The sequence below is a fragment of the Chitinophaga sp. 01L420 genome, assembly GCF_056399985.1.
Window position 1 is genome coordinate 99,200 of record NZ_JBFTSK010000010.1, and the last position, 25,266, is coordinate 124,465.

The following is a 25,266-nucleotide window of genomic DNA, read 5'->3' on the forward strand; positions in this document are numbered from 1 at the left end:
TTTTAGCTTTTAGCCTGTAGCATTTGTTTTCAGCGATACTAATTATAAACTATTATCAACAAATAATAATCTAAAAGCTAACAGCTAATAGCTAACAGCTAACAGCTAATCATAAACTATTATCAACAAATAATAATCTAAAAGCTAACAGCTAATAGCTAACAGCTAATCATAAACTATTATCAACAAATAACAAGCTAAAAGCTAACAGCTAATAGCTAACAGCTGTTACCTGCCATCTATTCAACTATAAAATAATGAAAACTATGTCATCGCATCGCTTTATGATGTTGATCTTACTGTTATGTGTGGGACAGTACAGTCTCGCACAGCAATCACCCGGCAAACTGATCACCCTCAGCGGCAGTAAGCTGAGCGTGCAACAGTTTATCCAACAGGTGAAATCACAGCAATCCCTGAAATTTACTTTTGATGAAGAAGTAAATGAACGGATGCAGCAATCCATTAGGATCCGCAAAAGCCCGGTGGCCCTGCCGGATGCACTGGAATGGCTGACTACGGACGCGGGTATACGCTATCGTATCGTCAACGACTATATTATTCTCAGCGTAGCTAGTACCATCAATAAAAAAGAAAGTAATATCAACGGGAAAGTATTTGCCGACACACAGGAACCACTGGCCGGCGCTACAGTACGACTAACAGAAACACGTCAGACTACCGTTACCGGCGCTGACGGCAGCTTTCACCTGCCTGCTGCTCCCGGCAGTTATACCCTGGAGATCAGCTATATCTCTTTTAAAAAACAAACCATTTTTGGCGTCACCGTTAACACAGACCAGCCCACCATAGTAAATGCTACTATGCAGCCCGCAAAAAATGCGCTCAACGAAGTAGTAGTCACCGCACTGGGTATCAAAAAAAGTGAACGCTCCCTGGGGTATGCTATCTCCCAGCTGTCGGAAAAAGAGGTGAGTGATGTACCACAACCCAACGTACTCAACAACCTCACGGCAAAAGTACCTGGTGTAAATGTACGCAGCACCGGATCTGATCCGGGTTCCAGCGTAATGGTCACCATACGCGGACAATCCTCTCTCAGCAAAGACAACCAGCCTTTATATATCGTGGATGGTGTGCCGGTGGCACCCGCTATTCAGAATCCGGCACAAGCCGTTGRTGGCAAACAAACCATCGACTACGGCAGCCCTATCAGCGATATCCCGGCAGATGATATTGCCAGCATCACCGTGCTGAAAGGCGCCAGCGCCGCGGCATTATACGGCAGCCGCGCAGGTTCCGGCGTCATCCTGATCACCACCCGCTCTGGTGCACAGAAAAAAGGACTGGGCGTTTCGTTTAACTCCACCGCTATGTTCGACAAAGCCTGGATGTTTCCTCATTTTCAAAATGAATTCGGTTCCGGCGACTGGGCAGGATCAGATAATACCATCAGCACCGGGGCCTGGGGCCCACGTCTGAATACCGGTGTTAAACTGGTACAGTGGAACAGCCCCCTCGATGCCAATGGTAAACCCATTCCGCTGGAATGGAAAGCTTACCCGGATCGCGTAAAAGATTTCTTCAATACCGGTCAAACCTATACGAATAACATCGCAGTATCCAAAAGCAGCGACGCCGGCAACTTCCGCATCTCTTATGCCAACATGCAGAACAATGGGATTGTGCCTAATACCGGCATGAAAAGAAATAATCTCACTTTTTCCGGTGCATATAATATTCGTCCTTCTATTCGTATCAGCAGCAATATTGCGTATACGAATAACCGTAGTGATAACCGCCCTTCCGCCTACACGGAAAGTGTGACTATGCAGGTATATAAGCTCACACCTAACGTAAACATTCACGACCTCCGTAACTACTGGGTACCGGGGAAAGAAGGAGTGCAACAGTACAATCCCTACTCTACCGATGATAACCCTTACCTGATCGCTTACGAAGAAACCAACAGCTATAGCCGTAACCGTCTAACAGGTAACGTGCAGTTGTTTGTGGATATCCGTCCGGATCTGACGCTGATGCTGCGCACCGGCTTGGACTACTATTCTCTGAACCAGGACCAGAAGCGTCCTTTCAGTGCCAAAAGAAATCCTAAAGGCGCATTTGTATTACAGAATGATCTTTTCCAGGAACAAAACAGCGACTTCCTCCTAACGTGGAAGCCTAAACTAAAAGGTGATATTGCTTTCTCTATTGCAGCAGGTGGCAACCGCATGGATCAGCAAAGCAGCAGCAATCAGGAATCTACTGGTAGTCTTACCCTGCCAGGCATCTACAATCTTTCCAATGCTGCGGCCGGCGCCATGACTTACAGCCAGGGCAAATCACATAAAAGAATCAACAGCGTATATGCGTTAGGGGAACTCAGCTACCGTCAATATCTTTTCCTGAGCATGACGGCCCGCAACGACTGGAGCAGCACGCTGCCACCGGAAAATAATGCTTACTTCTACCCTTCTGTATCTGTCAGCGCCATTGTATCTGATATGCTGCATATGAAGTGGCAGCCACTCTCCTACCTGAAAGTACGCGCCAACTGGTCGCAGGTAGGTGCGGATACGGATCCTTATCAACTGCTGAACACTGTGCCTTTTGATACCGACTGGGGCAACGTAAAACGTGCTACCGTTACATTTAACCAGAAAAATAACCAGTTGAAACCAGAGATAGCCACCTCTTATGAAGCCGGTATAGATGCCAGCTTTCTGAAAGATCGTATAGGCTTTAACGTAACCTGGTATAAAACCAACAATCGCAACCAGATCATCCTGGCGCCTACCACCATTGCTTCCGGCGCCAACAGTATGCTGATCAATGCAGGTAATATACAAAACGAAGGATGGGAAGCCTCCCTGAACCTGGTACCGGTAAAAGGTCGCTTCACCTGGAAGTCTGATATCAACTTCACCCGCAACCGCAATAAAGTCATTGAGCTGACCAAAAGCGTGAGCAGCTACATGCTGGGCAGCACAGACGGTAGCAACATCGAATACCTGATCAAAGAAGGCACACAGATGGGCGATTTTTATACCCGCAGCTGGCTGAAAGTGAAAGATGGCGAATATGCAGGTCAGGCACTGCTGAACAGTAAAGGCCTGCAACAACAGGATAATGATTTTACCAAAATCGGTAACTACAATCCTGATTATATGATTGGATTCAATAACAACTTCCACTACCGCAACCTCACGCTGAATATGCTGATAGACTGGAGACAAGGTGGACAGTACTACTCCTATGTAGCGAAAAGCCTCATCCAGGACGGACGCACCGAAAACACACTTCCCGGCCGTGATGCCGCGCATGGCGGTCTTAACTGGACGGATGCCAACGGCAACAAACGTGATGACGGCATGATCATGCAGGGAGTGATTGCCAACGGCGATGGAACCTATCGCAAAAATGAGGTGATCATTGCAGCAGCAGATTACTACGATAATAAATACTGGAAATACTACGAGAATGAAACTTACAGCGCTACCTATGTGAAGCTGAAAGAAGTTTCCCTCACGTATGCTTTTGGTCCGCAGCTGATGCGCCGCCTGCCTTTCCTCAGCAATTTATCCTTGTCGCTGATCGGCAGCAATCTCTATACCTGGACATCCGCCAACAACGGCTATGACCCGGAAATCACGATGAGCCTTTCTAACCAGCGTTATCAGGGCGTAGGTCACTGGACTTTACCCGGTACCCGTTCCTATGGCGCAAAACTTAGCTGTAATTTTTAATACCCGCACTCATGAAAAAATATATCCGCATATACGCCACGCTTTTCGTAGCACTAACGTTCAGCGCATGTACGAAAGATTTCGAAAATATCAATACCAACCCAAACAGTCCCGTAACCACCCGGCCGGAATATCATTTCACCGAAGCCATTACGCAAACCGCCTATGCTTATGAAGAAAATGCATTTGACCGGCGCCCCGCAGCATTAGGCAGGTATATTACCCTGATCCGCAACAATGATTATGAATTGTTCCGGTGGACAGCAGTAGACTGGAGCGATATTTATCAGCGTGCCATGGTGATCAAAACCATGCAGCAGGAAGCAGGTGCCGCAGGTAAATCTACCTACGTGGCGGCAGGCAACGTACTGATGGCATTCAACATGTCGTACCTCACCGATTTGTTTGGAGATGCACCCTATTCAAAAGCACTGCAGTCATTGGAAAACGGTAACATCAAACCTGCTTACGACAAACAACAGGACATTTATATGAGTTTGTTGTCGGTATTGAAAGATGCCAACGAACAATTGAAGAATGCCGGTACCGGCATAGATGCCGGCGCCGATGCCCTGTATGCAGGCAACGCATTAAAATGGCGTAAACTAGCTAACTCCCTGCGTTTACGGTTATTGATGCGTTGTTCCAAAGTATATGCCGACGCATACAAAGACATACAGGAAATCGTTAACAACAAAGAACAGTATCCACTGATTGCTGCCAACACAGATAATGCAGAAGTGATCTATCCAGGTGTAAAAAAAGATGATAGCTGGCCGGGCGGTCCCCTGAATATGATCGACAACGATTTTCTGAAAACCAAAGCCAGCAAGGAACTGGTAGATGCGTTGCTGGAAAGAAATGATCCCCGGCTGGAATTGTGGATAGCACCAGTCAGCAGCAGTACCGGTGCTACCGTAGATCAAAACAAGTATGTAGGTGTACCGCATGCTGCGGTGAATCCTGCTGACTATAACGGTGGTGAATCACATCAGTCAGTCTTCTCGTCTTTCTTCCGTCAGAATAAATCTGCCAGTCTCAAAGCCAGTATGATGGTGTATTCCGAAGTATGTTTCCTGTTGGCGGAAGCGGTGCAGAGCGGTAAGGTAACCGTGCCCGGCACTGATGCTGCCACACTTTACCATGATGGGATTGAGTCTTCCATGGACTATTATGGTCTGAAAGCTACTGCCACCAGCCGCAACTACTACGAACAACCACTGGTGAAATACGATGGTACATTGAAACAGCTGATCACACAGAAATGGCTGGCCATGACTTTCCGCGGTGCCGAAGGCTGGTTTGATTTCCGCCGCACCGGCTTCCCGGCTTTTGTAGCAGGCCCGATGGCTTTTCAGTCAACCTTCCCGGTAAGATACGCCTGGCCCACTTCTGAGCAGGATGTAAACCTGGATAACTACAAAGCAGCGATCAGCGTTTTTGGTCCGGATGATATCAATACTAAAATGTGGTACCTGCAATCACGTTAACGGATAAACGATTATAGCTATGCAACATATGGAGAGAAGAAAATTTTTAGGCAACTTCCTCAAGGCAGGGAGCCTGCTCCCTTTTGTAGGAGGAGCCGTATTGCTGGAATCGGCCACGGCGGGTCCTGCGGCGGATAAATCTACAATACCTCATCCCGCACTGGAAAGTTTTGAGCCGCTCCCTTATCCTGCCACCAACATACCGGATCGCATTATACTAACGGTAACGGATAAACCGGCTACATCTGTTACGCTGAACTGGCGTACCGCCGATGCTACCGGCGCACATTATGCAGAATATACGATCGCGGATGCTCATCCTGATTTCGCCGCCAAAGCCAAACGTGTATCCGCAGATGCCCGCAGCTTCCGGTTTGAGCAGGTGAGCGCTGCCCATCACCGTGTGACGCTGCAGGACCTCCAACCCGCTACCACGTATACCTATCGCGTGGGCAACAACAGCGGCTGGAGTGAGTGGACCTCTTTTCGTACTGCTGCGGCAGATAACAGCAAACTGTCTTTCATCTACCTGGGAGATGCACAGGTAGGCATCCGTCCTTTCTGGAGCCGCGTGATACGGAAAGCTTATGCACAGCTACCGGATGCGCAGCTGATCATCCACGCCGGCGATCTGGTAAACCGCGCGAACAAAGACGAAGAATGGGGGCAGTGGTTTGAAGCAGGTGGTTATATACATGGCAGCATTCCGGCCATTGTAACACCCGGTAATCATGAATATACACATGAAGATGATCAGCCGCATCTGTCGGTGTACTGGAAAGAACAGTTTGGCCTGCCGGCCAATGGTACGGGAGATGACAACCTCGAAGGAAGTGTATACTATACGGATATCCAAAACGTCCGTTTCATTTCGCTGAATACCATGATGCTGGAAGAAGCGGCCAACGAAGCCCAGATACACCGGCAAACAGCCTGGCTGGAAAAGTTGCTGAAAAACAATCCCTGCAAATGGACCTGCATCACCATGCACCACCCGGTGTTTTCCACCAAAAAAGGGCGTGACAACAAGCAGGTAAAGGCCTGTTTAAAGCCACTCTTCGATCAGTATAAAGTAGACATTATACTGCAGGGACATGACCATGCATATGGCAGGGGCATGCAAAAAGTGGCTCCAGGCGGTACCATGTACCTCGTGACTGTCAGTGGCTCCAAAATGTATGAATATGATACGTCTATAGAATGGACGGATGTAGTAACAGGTGACATACAACTGTATAGTCTTGTTACTATCGATAACGATACATTGTCGTTCCGCTCCTGTCTGGCTACCGGTGAGGTATTCGATGCCTTCGACCTGGTGAAACAGCCCGGTCGCCACAACCGGTTGATTGACCGCAGGCCTTTATAACTGTCCCCTATCCCTATATGTAAGGCTGTTTCCTTTCCGGAAGCAGCCTTTTTTTGATACAATTTGTAGAAAGTTTGAGTCAATTACGATATCTCGCAAAGCGGATAAAGTATATTTTGGCATTGAAATTTATATCGACTATAAAGATGATGAAACTGATTGCTATAGCTTCCACGATATTGCTGGGTCTTTCCCTTTCCACCCTGGCACAGCAGCAACAACGTACTGTTGTGCCAACTTATTACCCGAATCGCGCACCACTCCATCCCAAACCTTACATCGCACTTCCCCTGGGGGCCATTACGCCTAAAGGCTGGTTGCTAAACATGCTGGTGCAGCAAAAGAATGGCGCCACGGGGCAACTCGACAAATTGTACCCGCTGGTAATGAACCAGCGTAATGGATGGCTGGGCGGTGATGGCGACCAGTGGGAACGCGGCCCCTACTGGATAGATGGCCTGCTGCCGCTGGCCTATATCCTGAAAGATACGGCCCTCATCGCCAAGGTAAAGCCCTGGGTGGAATGGTCGCTTAAAAGCCAGCAGGCCGATGGCTATTTCGGTCCTTCCAAAGATTATAGTCCCGAACCTGGCATACAACGGGACAACAGCCACGACTGGTGGCCCAAAATGGTGATGTTGAAAGTATTAAAACAATACTATGATGCCACCAGCGATCCACGTATTATTCATCTCCTGACCAACTACTTCCGGTATCAACTGAAAGAACTACCGCAAAAGCCCCTCGACCACTGGACGTTCTGGTCACGCTACCGGGCAGGTGATAACCTGATGGTGGTATATTGGTTATATAATATTACTGGAGATGCATTCCTGCTGGATCTTGCCAAACTGCTGCATCAACAAACATTTGATTATACCGATGCCTTTTTACATACCAACCTGCTCTCCACAGCTGGCAGCATTCATGGTGTAAACCTGGCACAGGGGATGAAAGAACCTGTGATCTATTATCAGCAGCAGCCGGATAACAAATACCTGGAAGCTACCCGTAAAGGTTTTGATGACCTCCGCAAATTTAACGGCATGGCACAGGGCATGTATGGCGGCGATGAAGCCCTGCATGGCAATAACCCTACACAGGGGGCAGAGCTGTGCAGCGTTGTAGAAATGATGTTCTCACTGGAAAGCATACTCGAAATAAGCGGAGAAGTATCTTATGCCGACCAGATCGAAAAAATTGCATTCAATGCCTTGCCGGCACAGATCTCCGAAGATTTTATGACCCGGCAGTACTTCCAGCAGGCCAACCAGGTAATGGCCACCCGGCATATCCGGAATTTTGATGTGAACCATAGCGGTACCGATCTTTGTTATGGCTTGCTCTCTGGTTATGCCTGCTGTACCTCCAATATGCACCAGGGATGGCCAAAATTCACGCAAAACCTATGGTATGCCACCACAGACAGCGGAGTGGCAGCCCTCCTGTATGCACCCAGTGAAGTAAAAGTATATGTGGGCCGGCAAATACCGGTAACGTTTAAAGAAGAAACGAACTATCCTTTTGAAGAAAGCATCCGGTTTACCCTTAGCATACCTAAGAAAGTAAGTTTTCCGTTTCACCTACGCATACCTGCCTGGTGTAAAAAAGGAACCATCAAAATAAATGGCAAAGTATGGCAGGAAGCGGGCGGCAACCAGATGGTGAAGATAGCCCGGGAATGGGCACCAGGCGATGTAGTAGAGCTGCAATTGCCGATGCACATCTTCCGGAATACCTGGTTTGAAAATTCGATGTCGGTAGAACGTGGCCCTATCACGTATGCACTAAAAATCGGGGAAGCAGAGCAGGAAGTCACCAACACAATAGATCCGGTGGATAATGGTAAAACCTATACCGAAGTGCGCCCTACCACTCCCTGGAACTATAGCCTTATCGCCACTCCCGATAATAAGATGCAAGATCGTTACAAAGTAACAACCACCGGTGTGATGCCCGCTTATCCATGGTCATCTGCGCAGGCACCCATCTCCATAAAAACAACCGCCAAACGAATACCCTCCTGGCTATTATATAATGAAATGACAGGACCCATTCCGTACAGTATTACTTATGGCATGGAAATGGGCGCCGAAGAAGAAATTACGCTCATACCCTACGGCTGTACAAAGTTGCGGATTTCACAGTTCCCGGTTGTAGGTAACTGATAAATAAATGGGGTGTATCAAAAAATGATACACCCCACTTTTTAAATTTATTTATTTTTATGCTGCAATTTTGTTTGCAGTCCTGTTTTCAGGTTTAACTCCACTTCAAACTTAGACTCTGCTAAAACAAACAGGCTGCGGATCTTCTGGATATTATCCAGCTTCGATAATTTGGTCAGGTTAAATTGTTCGTAGGCTTCCATATCAGCTACCAACACCTTCAACAGGTAATCAAACTGTCCGTTCATTTTATAACATTCCATGACTTCGGGGAAGGTATTGATCTTTTGTTCGAAGGCTGGCAGGCGGTCATGCCCGTGTTCCTTTAACGTAACGCTGGTATAGGCCACGAGGTTTTTGCCCAACTTATTTTTATTGAGCACGGCAATATAGCGTAAGATATACCCTTCTGCTTCCAGGCGTTTTACTCTTTCAAATATAGAAGTAACTGACTTACCTAACCTGGAAGCAATCTCTTTATTAGTTGTTCTGGCGTCTTCCTGTAATATGTCCATTATACACATATCAATCTGGTCAGGTATGAAACTCATGATGCTATTTTTATCAAAAATAGCGATACTGCTACTGATTTAGGAAAAAAAGTCGGTGGAAGCAGTTTTTTTTAGTTTTGTTTTCGCTTTTGAATCCGTTGTTGTCATACCATCGTCACATAGCATAATTTGCTTTCATAGAAAACAAACCACGTTTGGAAGACGTACATCATCCTTCCATTTTTTTTATTCATTAAACTCATTTTTATATGAGAGAAAGTATTGTACTGCCGCTAAAAGCGGTGGGCCTGGATGCTATTGCCCTTGTTGGCGGTAAGTCGGCCTCATTGGGAGAAATGATTGCTAACCTGTCAAAAGTAGGTGTTGCCGTTCCGGATGGTTTTGCTATCACCACTACCGCCTATTACGATTTTATGAAACAAAGCGGGCTCGAAAAATTCATTGCAGAACAGGTAGCCACCGTTGACTTTAACGATATCATCACCCTCCGCAGAGCCGGGCAGAAAATAAGACAAGCAATCAGCAGTACCCGGTTTCCGCACGAGCTGAGTGACGAGATCATTGCCGCCTATCAGCAGTTATCACAGCAATACGGACAGGAACAAACAGATGTAGCCGTAAGATCATCCGCCACCGCGGAGGACTTACCCGATGCCTCTTTTGCAGGACAACAGGAAACCTTTCTCAACGTAAGAGGGCCTGCTGCCTTAATTGATGCCGTAAGAAACTGCTTCGCCTCCCTGTTTACCGACCGCGCCATCAGCTACCGGCAAAATTTCGGCTACGACCATTTTAGTATAGGCTTGTCCGTATGTGTTCAGAAAATGGTCCGCTCCGATCTGGGAGCTTCCGGCGTTGCCTTCTCTCTCGACACCGAATCAGGATTTAAAGAAGTAGTGGTGATCAATGGTTCCTTCGGTCTTGGTGAAATGGTAGTGCAGGGTGCTGTATCACCGGATGAGTTCATCGTATTCAAACCCTGCATGCAAGCCGGTTACACCCCCATCATAGAAAAAAAGCTGGGTGTAAAAGATAAGAAAATGGTGTACGGCGAAAGCAGTGATGAAAGAACGAGGATCATCCCGGTAGAAAAAAAGCAACAGCAACATTTTTGCTTGAGCGATGCACAAATTATGCAACTGGCTACCTGGGTACGTTGTATTGAAACCTATTACTCCCAAAAGAAAGGCCGCTGGTGCCCGATGGATGTGGAGTGGGCTGTAGATGGGCTCACCAATGAACTGTATATCGTACAGGCACGCCCCGAAACCATTCACTCCCGGAAAGATCATAACATGATCACCTCTTATGCCATTGATCATACCAACACCGCCAAACAATTATTAAAAGGTATTGCCGTAGGTGATAAAATAGCCGCCGGTAAAGTCAATATCCTCTTTTCCCTCGACAACCGCTTAATTACCGGTAGTGAATTTAAACCCGGTGATGTACTCGTCACCGACATGACAGATCCCGACTGGGAGCCCATTATGAAAATGGCTTCGGCCATCGTCACCAATAAAGGAGGACGTACCTGCCACGCCGCCATCGTTGCACGCGAAATGGGTATCCCCGCTATCGTTGGCTGTGGCGACGCCACCGAGAAATTAAATGCGGATCAGGAAATCACCGTTTGCTGCGCAGAAGGCAGCGATGGTATTGTATACGAAGGCATACTGCCTTTCCGGGAAGRTCAACTGGACCTCACCAAACTCCCGGCCATACGTACCCCGCTCATGCTCAACGTAGGCTCTCCTGCCATGGCTTTCCAGTTTGCCCACCTGCCCAACAAAGGCGTGGGACTGGCCAGAGAAGAATTCATTATCAACAACTACATTAAAGTACATCCGTTAGCGTTATTAAAGCACAAAGAACTGCACGATGCAGAGCTCTCCGCTAAAATAGCCCAGCTCATTCAGGGACACGATAATGAAGTAGACTACTTCGTTAATAAACTGGCCTATGGCGTTGGAAAAATTGCGGCTGCTTTTTATCCCGAAAAAGTAATCGTACGTTTTTCCGATTTCAAAAGCAATGAGTACTTCAATCTGTTAGGTGGCAAATACTTCGAGCCTACAGAGGAAAATCCGATGATCGGCTGGAGAGGCGCCTCCCGCTACTACTCCCCACAATACAAACCTGCCTTTGAACTCGAGTGCAAGGCACTGCTCAAAGTACGGCAAACCATGGGACTGAAGAATGTAGTGGTGATGATTCCTTTTTGCAGAACCGTAGAAGAACTGCAGCTGGTACTTGCTACCATGGAAGAATTTGGATTGCGCCGCGGCGAACACGGCCTGGAAGTATACCTGATGGCAGAACTACCCTCCAATATTATGATGGCGGAAGAATTCTCCGCTTTCATTGATGGCTTCTCGATAGGATCAAATGATCTGACACAGCTCACACTTGGTCTCGACAGGGATTCTTCCCTGGTGGCCAATCTTTACAATGAACTGAATCCGGCAGTACAACGGCTCATTGCACATTTGATTAAAGTAGCAAAACAACAAAAAGTAAAAGTAGGTATCTGCGGACAAGGCCCATCGGACTTTCCGGAGTTTACTAAATTCCTGGTACAACAGGGCATTGATAGTATTTCAGTTACACCAGATGCAATCATAAAAACGGTGATGGCGATTCATGAGGCGGAGAAGTAAGAAAAGAGCGCGCTGGAGCCTGAGGGCTTCAGCGCTTTTTTGATTTGTGAATTATTCCTGCAGTTGTATGGAACATATAATATTCATTACTTTTTCGATAAACAGTTCATGTTCCTTCTTTTTACCTTTCGCCAGTAACTTAAACTCAAACATCACACCATCTCTTTTCAAAATAGCAAGAGCACTTATATTGTAGCTTTGTATATCATTTATTTCGTTGAAAACGCCCACCACCGGGATCAAATGCTTACCTACCTGCATGATAGTGTCTATCACGAAATGAGCGTGGCAATTATCTGTTAAAAACATTTTCCTAATATTCTCACGAAACTGCCTGATGGCATTTAAAGAATCTTTCGCCACCTGCGTTTCTCCCTGTTGTATAATCGTTAACTGCTCAATTGAATCGTGAGGAGACCTTGTGTACATCCATCCGTCTTCCAAAGCAATAGGAAAAACCTTAGGCTGAAACCTGTATTTAATTTGGTCGCATGGCAGGCCGCAGTCAGAATGATGTGTCCACTGTAATGCAGTATCCCAGCCCGGAGGTAAGTCCATTTTAATAATGCCGCGGTTATCTTTTAACACCAGTGTTGTCGTACGATGATGTCCCTTCGGAGAACGACAGGAGCAGGCAAGGATCACAATAATAAGGTACAGGGGAATACGCATGAACTGAGTTTACTGCCCCATAACGCCCGGGTTAAAAAAAGATTGCATAACTTTCCCCTCCGAAAATAAATATTATGCAACACTTAACCCCCAATTCTGAAGCTGATGGCTTATTAAAAGTACTCAACGATTATACTTATGCGTTAGATATACTTGACAAGTACGATCACCAGGTACTCGAAATTGAATCCACTACCCTTGAAAATATTTTTGAAATTACTTATCAGAATGCCATGAACGCGATCATGGGACTTCGCGATAAATTTGGTGGCAGCAGCCTTTTCGGCAATGAGAAAGATGAATCTTTCCAGGGATCGCTAGCGGCCATCTATCAAACTTTCGGAGGCCAATTCGTTTATCCCAGTGTAGAAGAAAAAGCTGCGCATCTTTTATACTTTGTTACCAAGAATCATTCTTTTTCAGATGGCAATAAAAGAATAGCCGCATTTTTATTTGTGTGGTTCCTCGATAAGAATGCTATTCTTTATCGTGAAGACGGGTCTAAAAAAATTGGCAATAATGCACTGGTAGCGTTTACGCTGATGATAGCGGAATCTAAGCCGGAGGAAAAAGACATGATGATAAAGGTATTGGTGAATTTAATGAATGGGAATAACTAACTCACCGCGGCATATTAATCGCCTCCATAAACTGTTTCATATATGCATCACCGATAGGCACATTATACTCTCCTGTAAAAATGCGTTGTCTTTCTATGCTATCTATTTTATCCAGGGAGATGATATAGGATTTATGCACCCGTAAAAAGCGAAACGGCGCCAGGATTTCTTCAAAGCTGCGCAGGTTCTGTAAAGTGAGTATCTTTTGCTTGGTAGTTTGTATGGCCACGTAATTACGTAATGCTTCTACAAAAAGAATATCTTTTACATCTACCCGTACAATCCGTTTATCGGTGCGAACAAAAATATAATCTGTGCCGGCAGGTTGTGAGATAGCGGGGGTGTTTTTTGCCTGTACCCGTTGCACTGCCCTGGCGAAACGTTCAAAGGATACGGGCTTAAGCAGATAGTCTACAGCTTCACGATCAAAACTCTCTACCGCGTATTCATCGTAGGCAGATACAATGACGATCTGTATTCCTGCCGGCGCTAATTGCATAAATTCAATGCCGCTGAGTTCCTGCATTTGTATGTCGAGGAATACCAGGTCTACTTTTTCCTGCTTCAGAAAAAGTAATGCTTCCTGCGGATGAAGAAATGTTTTCACTAACTGCAGGTCCGGCGTTTTATTGATGAAGGATACCAATACCTGCGCCGCCAGGGGCTCATCGTCTACCACTATACACTTTACTGCCATATGGTTACCAGTTGATCACTAAGTTACTATAATATTCGTCTTTCATATCCACTACTTCCAGCTCATGTTTTCCAGGGTAAATCAATTGTAAACGCTTACGCACATTATCAAGCCCGATACCGCCGGTTTTATCCCGCTGATGACCGGAAATATAATTATGCACCCGGAAAACCAACTGTTGTTCATCGCATTCCAAGGTAATGCGAACCGGCTTTTCCGGGCGATTGCTCACGCCATGTTTGAAAGCATTTTCTACAAACGGCACCAGTAATAAAGGTGCCACTTTTTTATCCGGCAACTGTTCCGGGAATTTAAACACCACCCCTTCATTACAACCGGTACGTATACGTTGTAAAGTTACAAAGTCCTGCAAATAACGGATCTCCTCCGCAATAGGCGCACGGTAAGCAATATCTGAAGGCTGCTCTACCATATAGGCCAGCAGATCGGTGAGGGTTTTATGCGCCGTTACCACTTCCGGTGAGTCCATCAATGCCAGTGAGTAAATGCTGTTAAGACTGTTTATAAGGAAATGAGAATTTAACTGCATCTTCAGAAAACCAGATTCCGCCTGTAGTTGCTGCTGCTGTAGCAGGGCTCTTCGCTTATCTTCCTGTAACCATAAAATAAAAAAACAATAAGCAAATGCAGCCACCACGATCACCAGACCACTCCATAAGCCGCTGACAAAATACATCCGGAAAGGTTGATATAATTGTACTTTTTCTCCGTTAACATAGCGATAACCGGTATTCAATATGATATCCCGGAAAAAATTATCTGCAATCAAATACTTCAGTACGATACTGCCCGTCATTAATGGCAGCACTGTTGCCAAAAGCCGGCCCCAATTATTGTATTGCAGAAATGGAGGTACCACCCAACGCACATACACATAGCACAACAGGAAATTCAGCAAGCCAAAAAATCCGTAATTAATATGGAAGTTGTGCATCACCAGCGGGGTACGTTTCACAATGGCAATCGCATTCAGCCCRTATACCAGCAGCATCCACACCACCATTAGTGCAAAAAACTCAATGATATTTTTACGGACATTACTCATTGGCAGGATATATATTTATTTTATCCGGTAAAACATGACCAGTAGTATTTTCCGGTGTTACAGACAAAAACACGGTATCGCCGGAAATATCAAGTGTAATCACCAACGCTCCGGGAATCCCCTGTAGTTCCCGCATTCTTTTGTCCACCAGGTACTGTAAACGCAATGCTTCCACCAGTCCGGCCGGTTCAGCGCCTGTAATCTGCAACACTATTAATTGTGATGCATTACAGAGATTACGTAGATCCAGGTAACGCTCGAGATTCAACAGCTCTCTTTTTAAACTCACTTTATCATTTTCCAGGGCTTTATCATAAAGCATATATCTCAGCAAATCCGATAATAACAGCATGGCGCGTGTACCCTCCTTTTCACGTTTCTTCGGGTCCTCCAATAACGGAGCCAGTTGCTGCAAATTATACAACAACTGCCTGGACCCTTCCTGCATCCGCTCATACCGCCGCCGGGCATGGGCGGCCGTAGTAGCCAGTAACCGGTCTTCCGGTGCTGCATTACGCCACTCCAGGAAGAGGCGGTAACTATACGCCAGTAATGCAACACCAGTACCTACCTGTATCGTCAGCGGCAGATACTGCATAAAAGTCATAGGCGCAGGCGCCGCCATCCGGCCCGCCATTGACATCATTTTCAACGGAATAGCCCTGAACAATACCTGATCAGGAAATATAAAATAACCAATGAGATATTTGAGTATGGAAAACCCCAGAATTGAGGCAATAGTATATATCACCATACGCCCGTACTGCTTTTTCTTTACTGCAGCAGGCAGGAAAAAGAATACCAGCAGGTAAAACAATTGAAAATTAATAAATCCATACAGCACATATTTTACCGAAGTCCATTTCAACAAAAACAGGTTTGACCACGCCCCCTTCATCGATGGATATATGTATAGCAGTATGAGGGCCATCCAAACAGCCAGGTGTGCAAAATAACGGTATGGTTTACTGTGTCGCATATACACTTACAACATTGAAGATAGTATTTGCAACCACTGTTTCGGCATAATTGCCTACTTATTTTTTTCGTACCTGTATAAGCGCCGTTCGTACTTCCCATTGCACTGAAAGTACCTGCTGACGGTCATTTCATGGTTGCTCACCCTCCATTGCTTCAAAATTGTTTCATCCATGCAAAAAGAGGGAATGTACATTCTGCAACCGGGTACGTCCATTATCCGGAAGAAGTTATTAGGGGATAAGTACTTTGGATTTTCATTTTTGTTCGGGACAGTTCATATATCGTAAAATCAACCAACTATTGTATGAGAAAGTCATGTTTATTTATCCTCCTATGCATGTCCGGCATCTCCGCCTATGCACAGCAGGTTTTAAAGGGAACCGTGAAAGATGCGGTATCCCACCAGCCAGTTCCGGGAGCTACCGTAAAAGTAATAGGAGCTGCCAAAGGAGCTACGACCAATGACAAAGGGGAATTTGAGCTCAACGTGCCAGCCAACGCACAACTGCAGATTACCTCTATTGGCTTTGAAAATGTGGTAATAGCCGCCAGTCTGATCAAAGCGGGACCAATCATGATGCGCATCAAGGCCATCAGTCTGACCGATGCCGTAGTAGTGGGTTATGGCACCCTGCAAAAATCAAATGTCACTACCGCCATTTCTACGGTAAAAGCTGATGCCTTATCCCCGGAGAAAAACATTGCCAGCGATTTTGGAAAAGCGCTGACAGGCAGAGTAGCCGGTGTATTTGTGGCGTCCAAAGACGGAGGTCCCGGCGGCACACCTAATATCCTTATCCGTGGCGCACAATCGATCAACGCGACCAGTACCAATCCCCTCATTGTAATCGACGGACTGATTGTTGAAGGCAATACGATCTCTATTAATAACATTAATCCGCAGGATATTGAATCCATTGAAGTCCTGAAAGATGCGGCATCAGCGGCTATATATGGCGCCAGGGGATCTACCGGTGTAATCATTGTTACTACTAAAAAAGGAAAGATGAACACCAGGCCTGCTTTAAATATTAACATGTATACCGGGATCAACAATGTACCTACCTCCCGGCATATGCTCAATACAGAACAGTATACTTCTGCTTTTAACGACGCCCGTAATAACCGCATAAGCGATATTGATGCACAACTGGCCGACCCGGGCAGCCTTACCCCTGCTAAAATCAGTCAGTTGAAAAATGAAAAAAACACGCTGCAAAGTCAGTTGAATGGGTTGCAGATGGCCGACCGCAGCACCGACTGGCTGGATCGTATCAAAAATAAAAACGCGCCTGTCAATAATATTCAAGCCAGCATGAGCGGCGGCGGTGATAAAAACAATTATTACATGTCACTCGGCCGGTATACCGAAGCAGCTACCATGGGCACCGGCAACTTCGAAAGATACACCGGCCGCCTGGATCTCACCCAGCAAGTCAACAACTGGTTGAAAGTAAACGGTAACATCAACATTACCCAGTCTGTCAGAAAAAATATCAGCAGCCCGTTAGTCACTGCTTTCAACGCCAGGCCTGACACCCCGGAAGACCCTGTACTCAATCCCGATGGATCACTGGGCTATTATGTAGGTCAGCAACAGCATCCGCTGGGAGTAATGATGGATAATAATAACAAAGATAAAAACAACGTATACCTCGGTAGTTTATCTGCAGATGTGAAACTGTTGAACGAATTATCCTTCCGTTCCTCTTTTAACGCTACCAAATTCAATGATCTCGCTACCACCTTCTACCCTGCTTCGGGCTACCTCGGTGCTTTTAACAAGGGTACCTTCAAAAATCTGGGGGTAGATAATTTCTCCTATAACTTCGATAACTACTTCACCTATACGAAAAGAGTCAGCCGACTGGGTATCAACGCTACCCTGGGGTATACCTTCTATAGCAACGAACTGAATAGCTTCGGCTATGATCTCAACGGCTTCCCTAAAATTGATGGTATTACCGGCGCCGCCGCTGGTGCCGCTTACGGCAGTACTTTCAATATTGGCAGCTACAATGTCAACAATAAAGAAGTATCCGACGCCTATTTCCTGCGTACCGGCTTTGACTGGGAAGGTAAATACCTGCTCAATGCCTCTATCCGCCGCGATGGTTCATCCAAGTTAAATGCCGATAACCGCTACAGTTGGTTCCCTTCCATTTCCGGTGGCTGGGATATCGCCCGCGAAAACTTCCTCGCCAACAACAGATTCATCAACCAGTTGAAACTCCGCAGCAGCTATGGTATCAGCGGCAACATCCGCCCGCTGGGATACTTTGATGCGCAAAACCTGCTCACAGCTACTTCTTATATGGGTAATTCCGCCCTGCAGCTTGGCACCACTATCGGTAATCCCAACATACGCTGGGAACGTACCAAACAAGTGGATGCAGGTATTGACGTTGCCCTGCTCAACAACAGGCTCACCTTCACGGCAGACTACTACAATAAAACCACCGATGGCTTAATGAGTAGTAATAACATTTCATATATCTATGGCGCTGCCAGTATTCCGGACAACATCGGCAGCATCCGCAACTATGGCGTAGACCTGGAACTGGYCCTCAGCAGCCGCCCCGGCACCGCCTTCTCGTGGAAAGTGGAAACCAATATGAACATCAACAGGAACTTATTGGTGTCATTAAAAGATTCTCTCACTACTTATGGTGCTTTCGTTTTTGGAGGTCCTATGACCAAAGCCAAAGTAGGACAATCACTCGGCTCTGTGCAGGTATATGAATCCATGGGCGTAGATCCGCAAACAGGCGACATGATCTATAAAGACCAGAATAAAGACGGTAAATGGGACAGCAATGATATGATCACCGTTCCTGTGGCATTGCCCAAATTCACCGGCGGTACCAATATCACCCTGTCTTACAAAAACTTTACGGTATCCGCTTTATTTAACTATGTGGTAGGCAACAAAGTATATGACTTCTATGAACAAACATTACGCAACTATGATATCGACTATTACGGTGTAATGCCTAACAAATTTGACATCATTAACAACCGCTGGAAACAAAAAGGAGATATTACGGATGTACCCAGAGCCATTGTAGGTCCACATGGCGCCAGCCAAACCAGCGACTGGAACTACAGGCCATCTACTCAATTTGTATATGACGCCTCCTATGTTCGTTTGCGTAACCTTTCCGTAAGCTATGAACTAACATCCTCCCTGCTGGATAAAGTGAAAGTTAAACGGGCACGCATTTACGCATCTGCACAAAATGTATTCACGATCACCAAATATATTGGATTTGATCCTGAAGCAGCCAGCAACACCGGCATTGTAAGTTCCAACACGCCTAATCCACGTGCGGCTGTTATTGGTATAGATCTTTCATTTTAATCCGCCAACACATGAAACAACATACTTTATTACATATCGCGGCTACCATCACCATCGGCTTATCTGCCTGCAGTAAGCAACTGGATGAAGTAGACCCTAATACCAGGATTGCTTTCTCTCAACTCAACAAAAACAACCTGCCCCTGGTGATCAATGGTGCCAAACTGGCCCTCACCAATAACAATGCATTTTACCTGTACTACGGATTGCAGGATGTTATGAGCGATGACTTTCAATCCCTGACTTTTCCTACCTATGAAGCAAACAACATTGCTTCCAATGATAACTCACTGGTAACGGCTTATAAACAGCCTTACCAATGCATCGCCAACGCCAATATGGCGATACAATATGCACAGCAGTTTTCCGGCGACAGCAGTATCAGCGCCACACTGGGCGAAGCCTACCTGTTACGTGCCTTTTCATACATGCTGCTCTCTGAATACTTCGGCGATGTAGTCATCATAAAAGGAGAGGAAGATCCGAAAAGTCGTCCTCCACGTAACCCGATAGCAGAAGTAAACCAGTTGATTGAAGCAGACCTTAAAAATGCCATCGATCAGTTACCGGCTTATACAAGCGCAGTGAGTGGTTCCAAACAGGGAGCACAATTATTACTCGCCAGATTTTATCTGAACCGGGGCAGAAACGATGAGGCACTAACCATGGCCAACGCTGTAATCAGCTCCGGCAAATTAAGCCTGCAATCCAATTTCGGAGATATTTTCAAGTCAACAGTGAACAGTCCCGAAGCCGTATATAAGATCAACGAAACCAGCACCAGTACATTTTATGGCATGCCGGCTTTATTCGGACAAGGCGGCAGCGGACAGGCCGGCAATGGCAATACATGGGCCGACAGCAACCTGGTGAAATCATATGAGCCAACAGATATCCGCCGCAGCTATTTCATTCGTACCAAAGGCGGTTCGATAGTAGATACGGTATACTTCCTGAGTAAATTCCCATCAGAGCTTACACCTTCGTATGTGGTATGCCGTTATAGTGAAGCTTTCCTGATTGTTGCTGAAGCAAATGCCCGTAAGGGAACTGTAGACGTGACTACTTACAATCAGCTGCGCACAGCCCGGAAAGCCAGTACAGTAAGCAATACAGACTTTGCTACACCTGCCGCTTTTCTCGCTGTCATTGAACAGGAAAGAAGAAGAGAATTCATAGGCGAAAGATTAAGATGGAGCGATATGCAGCGTTTTGGTAAAATGACCAACTGGCTGCAATCATTCGGGCAACCTGTTACACATGTACTGATGCCGATACCATCAAGGGAATTTTTCATTAATCCTGACCTGGCGCAAAACGCCGATTACAGTAAATAAAAACGGAAATCAATTATATTTAAACTAATAACGATGAAGAAAACAGTTTTAAAATTTTGCGCACCGCTGATGCTATTAGCAGCCCCCGCAGCCCTGATGGCACAACAAAACAAAATAGTGAAAGCCGTTACCGTAACCGGTAGCGTTGAATTCACCGACCCAAAACAGGAAGTCAATAAAGTATTTCTGTCGAAAGATAACCTGAAAGGAAAAGCAGAAGTAGTAGATTCCTGCGTGGTAGGCAAAGACAATACCTTTTCTTTTAAAATCAAACAAGACCATCAGGGCATCTATATCATCAATGCTATGAACTGGGACCGTGCTACCTTTTGGAGCGATGCAGATGTAAAAGTAGCCATGAGAGGATATGACACCGCCAGGTATAAGGTTAAAATACCACATTACAATTATGTAGACGGATCCTACGACAATAATTTCATCAATCTACGCGAACTGAACAACGAATTTAATTACCGCCGCATGGTAGATGAATACAATATGGAATATTATTCCAAAAAAGCAACGGATACTACCTGGTACGCCTATATGAAAAATACGAAGAAGTATAACCCGTTGAGCGAAGATTATAAAATGCGGGAGGAAGTACTCGTAAAGGCGTATGCAGATCGTCCGGTAATGGTGTATGCCATCCGTGGTATGGCAGGCACAGAAGCAGGCGAAAAATACGACAAGGCCATGAAGATGCTGGACCTGCTGATCGCCCGGTATCCCTGGTTAACAGAAGCCAAACAATTAAAGGAAACCATTATCACCAATAAGGCACAGGCCATGCGTTTGAAAAGCGGTCAGCCTATGCCATCCGTACAATATCCTGATGCCAACGGTAAACTGGCAGGACTGGAAAAATACAAAGGCAAATACCTGCTGGTGGATTTCTGGGCTAGCTGGTGTGGTCCATGCAGACAAGCCATTCCTAAAGTAAAGGAACTGTATGCCAGCTATAAAGACAAAGGATTTGAGGTAGTAAGCATTTCTATTGACACCGATAAAAATGCCTGGAAAAAAGCGATGAAAGAAGAAGACATGCCCTGGGAACAAATGTTGAGTGATAACAAAGACAAAACAATGGAACAGTTCCAGTTCTCTGGTATCCCTACCATGTATCTCGTGGATAGCGAGGGTAAAATCATGGAGCGCTTTACCGGATACAGCGATGAAGCAGCCGCTAAAATAAAGGAAAGTCTGAATAAAGGTACCAAGGCAGCACCAGCTAAACCGGCAGCATCCATTCCAATGACCAGTTTCTAAAGATCATACACCAACCATGAAAAAACACATCCTGATGATGGCCGGCAGCTTGCTGCTGGCCTCTTTTCACCCGGCAACCGCACAAAAGAGTTACAAGATAACGGCAAACATCAAGGGGCAGGGCGACTATCGCCTGAGCTTATCTTACGTAACGGCAGAAGGGCATAAAATGGATACGGTGATCGCCCGCAACGGCGATGAATTCACTTTTTCCGGCAATGTTAATGAACCCGTGATCGCCACTTTTGCTTCCCGTCATCCGGGATCCAGATTTGAATTCGTCAAAGGAGGCATGTTCATGCCTGCACCTAACCTGGAAATCATCCTCTCTGATAAAACAAACGTACAGATTTCCGGGAATGCCGATGAACTATTCAAAGCCACGGTAAAAGGAGACAAAGCCAACGAAGAACTCAATGCACTCCGGCAAAAAGAAATGCCACTGGTAGCACAAGCGTGGGAACTGCGCAAAAAAACAGCAGGTCTGCGTAAACCGGAAGACAGTACCGCCAAAAAAGCGGTGCTGGCAGAAATGAATGCCACCAACGAACAACTTACCGCGCTGCACAAAAAATTTGTGACAGATCATCCGAATTCATTTGTAAGCGTAATGCTGATGGCCAGAATGCAAAGTGATTACGAAGCGACAGCCTACGAACAGGCATTTAATAAATTGGGAAATACTTATAAAAACACCTATCTGGGTAAATACCTGGCTTCCCGGATATCCGGCGCTAAAGCCACCAGCGAAGGTGCTGCTGCGATTAATTTCACCAAAAAAGATAACCACGGAGAGTCGTTCACGTTATCTTCCCTCAAAGGAAAATATGTGTTACTCGACTTCTGGGGTAGCTGGTGCGGTCCATGCAGGGCGAGCCATCCTCACCTGAAGGAAGTATATGCCAGGTACAAAGACAAAGGCCTGGAAATTGTAGGCATTGCAGATGAAAAATCCAGTAATCTGAATGACGCAAAAGCGGCATGGCTAAAAGCTATACAGGATGATGGCATCAACTGGATCCAGGTGCTTAACAACTACGACAAAGCCACCACCGACCTGGCCATGTCCTATGGCATTACCGGCTTTCCTACCAAAATACTGCTGGATAAAAACGGTAAAGTATTATTCAAATTAGTAGGTGACGGCGGTGACGAACTGGATCAGAAATTAAAGGCCACACTGGGCTTATAAAAAACAGGGTGTACCAGATCACCGGTACACCCTTTTATCGTAAGCCCCCTCAGGCATTACCGTTATGTTATTTCACCGGCTTCRACTCCAGCACTTTCACCTGCAATGGCGCCAGTTCTATCGTGATGCTGGCTTCACTATCCATCGCTCCGGCTTTCACGTCTTCTATCACATTAAAAGCGGCAAACTTAGCCTTATAGTCCGCCGGCAATTCTAATACCTCTTTCAAACGGAACGTAATTTTTTGCGGTGCTGCAGATGGATTCCTCCAGGTAAGCGTGCCTTCTTTATGATTCCATGCCGCAAAGCCATACACTTCTTCCTTACCGGGATCACCGCCTATCCAGTGTATATCGGATAAAACATCGCGGTGCCTCTCAGACCACTTCATGCCTTTAGCCAGTACATTCCAGGCGGCAGTACTCATCAGGTGCGGATTAATATACAATTCCTGCATACCGGTACCGTTACCGAAAAACTCCCAGATGTCTTCCGCCAGGCCCGCATCATTGTTGTCAAAAGATGCCCCCAACCCATTTTCATTATTCACTACAATACCATGATACATCAGTGCATTGAGCGGATATAAGCGGGAACGTTGCACCACATTTTTATATACTTCCGCATCGCGGTAGTTGATCCATTGTTGTCTTTTAGTACCCACACCCTGTAAGCCCATATCTTCACCAGCGCGCCAGATGGCATCGCCATAATTGAGCCAGTAAGGAGAAGGCCAGGTACCTACCGTGAGGTTAAAAAACAGATCGGATTTTATTTTACGCAGATCTGTGATCACACGTAAAAAAGATTCCACATCCCTGGCATACTTCTCTCCTGCCCCGGCAGCGCCATTGCCGGCACCTACCCCATCAAATTTAAAACTGATCACACCCTGATTTTTTACAAATCCTTCCGTGAGCTTTTTAAAATAGTCGAAGTAGTGCGGATCAGCCAGGCTTAAACCGTTATCATTCGGTGTAAATGGCAACTGCAACGTTTTAATGCTGGCCAGGCGACTGATCTTTTCCTGATCATAACCACCCCAGGGTGATACCCATACTCCCATGGCCGATTGGTACTGACGTGCCAGCGCATCCATCTTCTTAAAACCATTGGGCAACTTACTGCTGAAATACCAAAGTCTATTATAATCATCCCAGCCACTATCCCATAAAAAGGCGCTAATCTTTGCTTTGCGCTTTACTACCAGGCTGTCGCCAAACATTTTAATCCGGTCCATGGCATTGGCCTCCGTAATTTCCCGGCCATCGTACCCTACATCATACCAGGAGTTATAATGTGGGAAAACACGATAAGGTACTGCCCTTACTTTTTCGAGGTAAGATAGAAAACCCCGGCGAAGTTGCTCCGCAGGCGTAATACCCCAGGCTACGCTGACGTCAAAGCCGTTACCCGAACGCAGTGTGGCAGATGCGGCCACGCCACTTCTGGTAGCAGTAGCACTCACCTCATTCTGCGCCATAGGGTGTTCCAGGGCAAAAAACAGGTTACCTGCCAATATCGGAGAGCCATCTACAACACCGGAAAGCACGGGTTGATACACAGCAGGAATATTGACCAGCGATAAATCCGTAATTGCATGCTTCGGATCCACGATATGAAAATGTTGCTGGATAAAGTTACAATCATCGTGCAGCGAAATACGCCAGGTGATCGTGATACCGTGTGCTTTATTGGTGAGCCCGAAAATCAGCTGCTTTCCCGGCAGGCAGTCAATTAACTTCACCGCATCCGGTACCACTGCAATAACGCCCGCATCGCGGGCGCTGATCGTAAAATCAGATGGCAGCAACACCGTGCCATCGTTTAATTTCAATGCAAATAAACTATTCTTATCAAAATCTATTGCTTTAGACAACAGCTTATCCCGGAAGGTAACATGACCAGACTGCTCACCTATCGACCCGAAGTTTACCTCCAGCACATCATTCTCTAACACGTATTTGCCGGGTAAAACGGTTGCTTTAGCGGGAGCTTTACCTGCATAAAATACCTGCGCGGGCAACGATTGCTGTATAGTTAGCAAAAAGAGTACGATCAGTATCCTACCGGTGAAAATGTTTTTCATAGAACGTCTGTTGAACAGAGGATAATGTTAGCTGATTTTAGTGAAAAATACTGACACAAACGATTGCGTGAAT

Annotated in this window: 16 protein-coding genes; 10 read left to right on the top strand and 6 right to left on the bottom strand. The window is 46.0% G+C overall.

Annotated elements, in window-relative coordinates:
- The first annotated feature begins 266 nt into the window (after window positions 1-266).
- From AC1DP6_RS12555 to AC1DP6_RS12570, 4 genes are all read left to right on the top strand, one after another.
- Window positions 267-3,710: a SusC/RagA family TonB-linked outer membrane protein gene (locus tag AC1DP6_RS12555; protein ID WP_477055128.1), complete on the top strand. Its 3,444-nt coding sequence runs from the start codon at window positions 267-269 to the stop codon at window positions 3,708-3,710.
- 11 nt (window positions 3,711-3,721) lie between these two features.
- Window positions 3,722-5,200: a SusD/RagB family nutrient-binding outer membrane lipoprotein gene (locus tag AC1DP6_RS12560; RefSeq protein ID WP_477055129.1), complete on the top strand. Its 1,479-nt coding sequence runs from the start codon at window positions 3,722-3,724 to the stop codon at window positions 5,198-5,200.
- 28 nt (window positions 5,201-5,228) lie between these two features.
- Window positions 5,229-6,569, top strand: a complete 1,341-nt coding sequence (locus AC1DP6_RS12565) for a purple acid phosphatase family protein (RefSeq protein ID WP_477055130.1) — start codon at window positions 5,229-5,231, stop codon at window positions 6,567-6,569.
- Between the two features lie 146 nt (window positions 6,570-6,715).
- On the top strand, window positions 6,716-8,737 hold the full coding sequence (locus tag AC1DP6_RS12570; protein ID WP_477055131.1) for a beta-L-arabinofuranosidase domain-containing protein: 2,022 nt from the start codon (window positions 6,716-6,718) through the stop codon (window positions 8,735-8,737).
- Window positions 8,738-8,784: 47 nt separating this feature from the next.
- Here AC1DP6_RS12570 and AC1DP6_RS12575 read toward each other — a convergent pair whose 3' ends face one another.
- On the bottom strand, window positions 8,785-9,288 hold the full coding sequence (locus AC1DP6_RS12575) for an Lrp/AsnC family transcriptional regulator (protein ID WP_441574285.1): 504 nt from the start codon (window positions 9,286-9,288) through the stop codon (window positions 8,785-8,787).
- Window positions 9,289-9,497: 209 nt separating this feature from the next.
- Here AC1DP6_RS12575 and ppsA point away from each other — a divergent pair, with 209 nt between their 5' ends.
- A complete protein-coding gene (gene ppsA, locus AC1DP6_RS12580) occupies window positions 9,498-11,909 on the top strand; it encodes a phosphoenolpyruvate synthase (RefSeq protein ID WP_477055132.1) in 2,412 nt (803 codons plus the stop codon).
- A 51-nt stretch (window positions 11,910-11,960) separates the two neighbouring features.
- Here the strand turns inward: ppsA and AC1DP6_RS12585 are convergent, their stop codons facing one another.
- Window positions 11,961-12,581 carry a hypothetical protein gene (locus tag AC1DP6_RS12585; protein WP_477055133.1) on the bottom strand — a complete coding sequence of 207 codons (621 nt, stop codon included), beginning with the start codon at window positions 12,579-12,581 and terminating at the stop codon, window positions 11,961-11,963.
- A 74-nt stretch (window positions 12,582-12,655) separates the two neighbouring features.
- Between AC1DP6_RS12585 and AC1DP6_RS12590 the strand changes: the two genes are divergently transcribed.
- Window positions 12,656-13,201, top strand: coding sequence for a type II toxin-antitoxin system death-on-curing family toxin (locus AC1DP6_RS12590; RefSeq protein WP_477055134.1), 546 nt, complete (start codon window positions 12,656-12,658; stop codon window positions 13,199-13,201).
- 1 nt (window position 13,202) lies between these two features.
- Here AC1DP6_RS12590 and AC1DP6_RS12595 read toward each other — a convergent pair whose 3' ends face one another.
- The 3 genes from AC1DP6_RS12595 to AC1DP6_RS12605 are packed head-to-tail and all read right to left on the bottom strand — an operon-like array spanning window position 13,203 to window position 15,943.
- Window positions 13,203-13,898, bottom strand: a complete 696-nt coding sequence (locus AC1DP6_RS12595; RefSeq protein ID WP_477055135.1) for a LytR/AlgR family response regulator transcription factor — start codon at window positions 13,896-13,898, stop codon at window positions 13,203-13,205.
- 4 nt (window positions 13,899-13,902) lie between these two features.
- On the bottom strand, window positions 13,903-14,964 hold the full coding sequence (locus tag AC1DP6_RS12600) for a sensor histidine kinase (RefSeq protein ID WP_477055136.1): 1,062 nt from the start codon (window positions 14,962-14,964) through the stop codon (window positions 13,903-13,905).
- Window positions 14,957-15,943: a LytS family sensor histidine kinase gene (locus AC1DP6_RS12605; protein ID WP_477055137.1), complete on the bottom strand. Its 987-nt coding sequence runs from the start codon at window positions 15,941-15,943 to the stop codon at window positions 14,957-14,959. Before AC1DP6_RS12605 ends, AC1DP6_RS12600 begins: the two co-directional genes overlap by 8 nt.
- A 306-nt stretch (window positions 15,944-16,249) precedes the next feature.
- Here AC1DP6_RS12605 and AC1DP6_RS12610 point away from each other — a divergent pair, with 306 nt between their 5' ends.
- The 4 genes from AC1DP6_RS12610 to AC1DP6_RS12625 are packed head-to-tail and all read left to right on the top strand — an operon-like array spanning window position 16,250 to window position 23,104.
- Window positions 16,250-19,306 carry a SusC/RagA family TonB-linked outer membrane protein gene (locus AC1DP6_RS12610; RefSeq protein ID WP_477055138.1) on the top strand — a complete coding sequence of 1,019 codons (3,057 nt, stop codon included), beginning with the start codon at window positions 16,250-16,252 and terminating at the stop codon, window positions 19,304-19,306.
- A gap of 11 nt (window positions 19,307-19,317) precedes the next feature.
- Complete coding sequence (locus tag AC1DP6_RS12615) at window positions 19,318-20,643, top strand: RagB/SusD family nutrient uptake outer membrane protein (RefSeq protein ID WP_477055139.1); 1,326 nt, start codon at window positions 19,318-19,320, stop codon at window positions 20,641-20,643.
- A 33-nt stretch (window positions 20,644-20,676) separates the two neighbouring features.
- Complete coding sequence (locus tag AC1DP6_RS12620; protein WP_477055140.1) at window positions 20,677-21,912, top strand: TlpA family protein disulfide reductase; 1,236 nt, start codon at window positions 20,677-20,679, stop codon at window positions 21,910-21,912.
- Between the two features lie 16 nt (window positions 21,913-21,928).
- The gene (locus AC1DP6_RS12625) at window positions 21,929-23,104 is read left to right on the top strand and encodes a redoxin family protein (RefSeq protein ID WP_477055141.1); all 1,176 of its coding nucleotides are present in this window, start codon (window positions 21,929-21,931) and stop codon (window positions 23,102-23,104) included.
- A 67-nt stretch (window positions 23,105-23,171) separates the two neighbouring features.
- Here the strand turns inward: AC1DP6_RS12625 and AC1DP6_RS12630 are convergent, their stop codons facing one another.
- A complete protein-coding gene (locus AC1DP6_RS12630) occupies window positions 23,172-25,193 on the bottom strand; it encodes a hypothetical protein (RefSeq protein WP_477055142.1) in 2,022 nt (673 codons plus the stop codon).
- Window positions 25,194-25,266 lie beyond the last annotated feature (73 nt).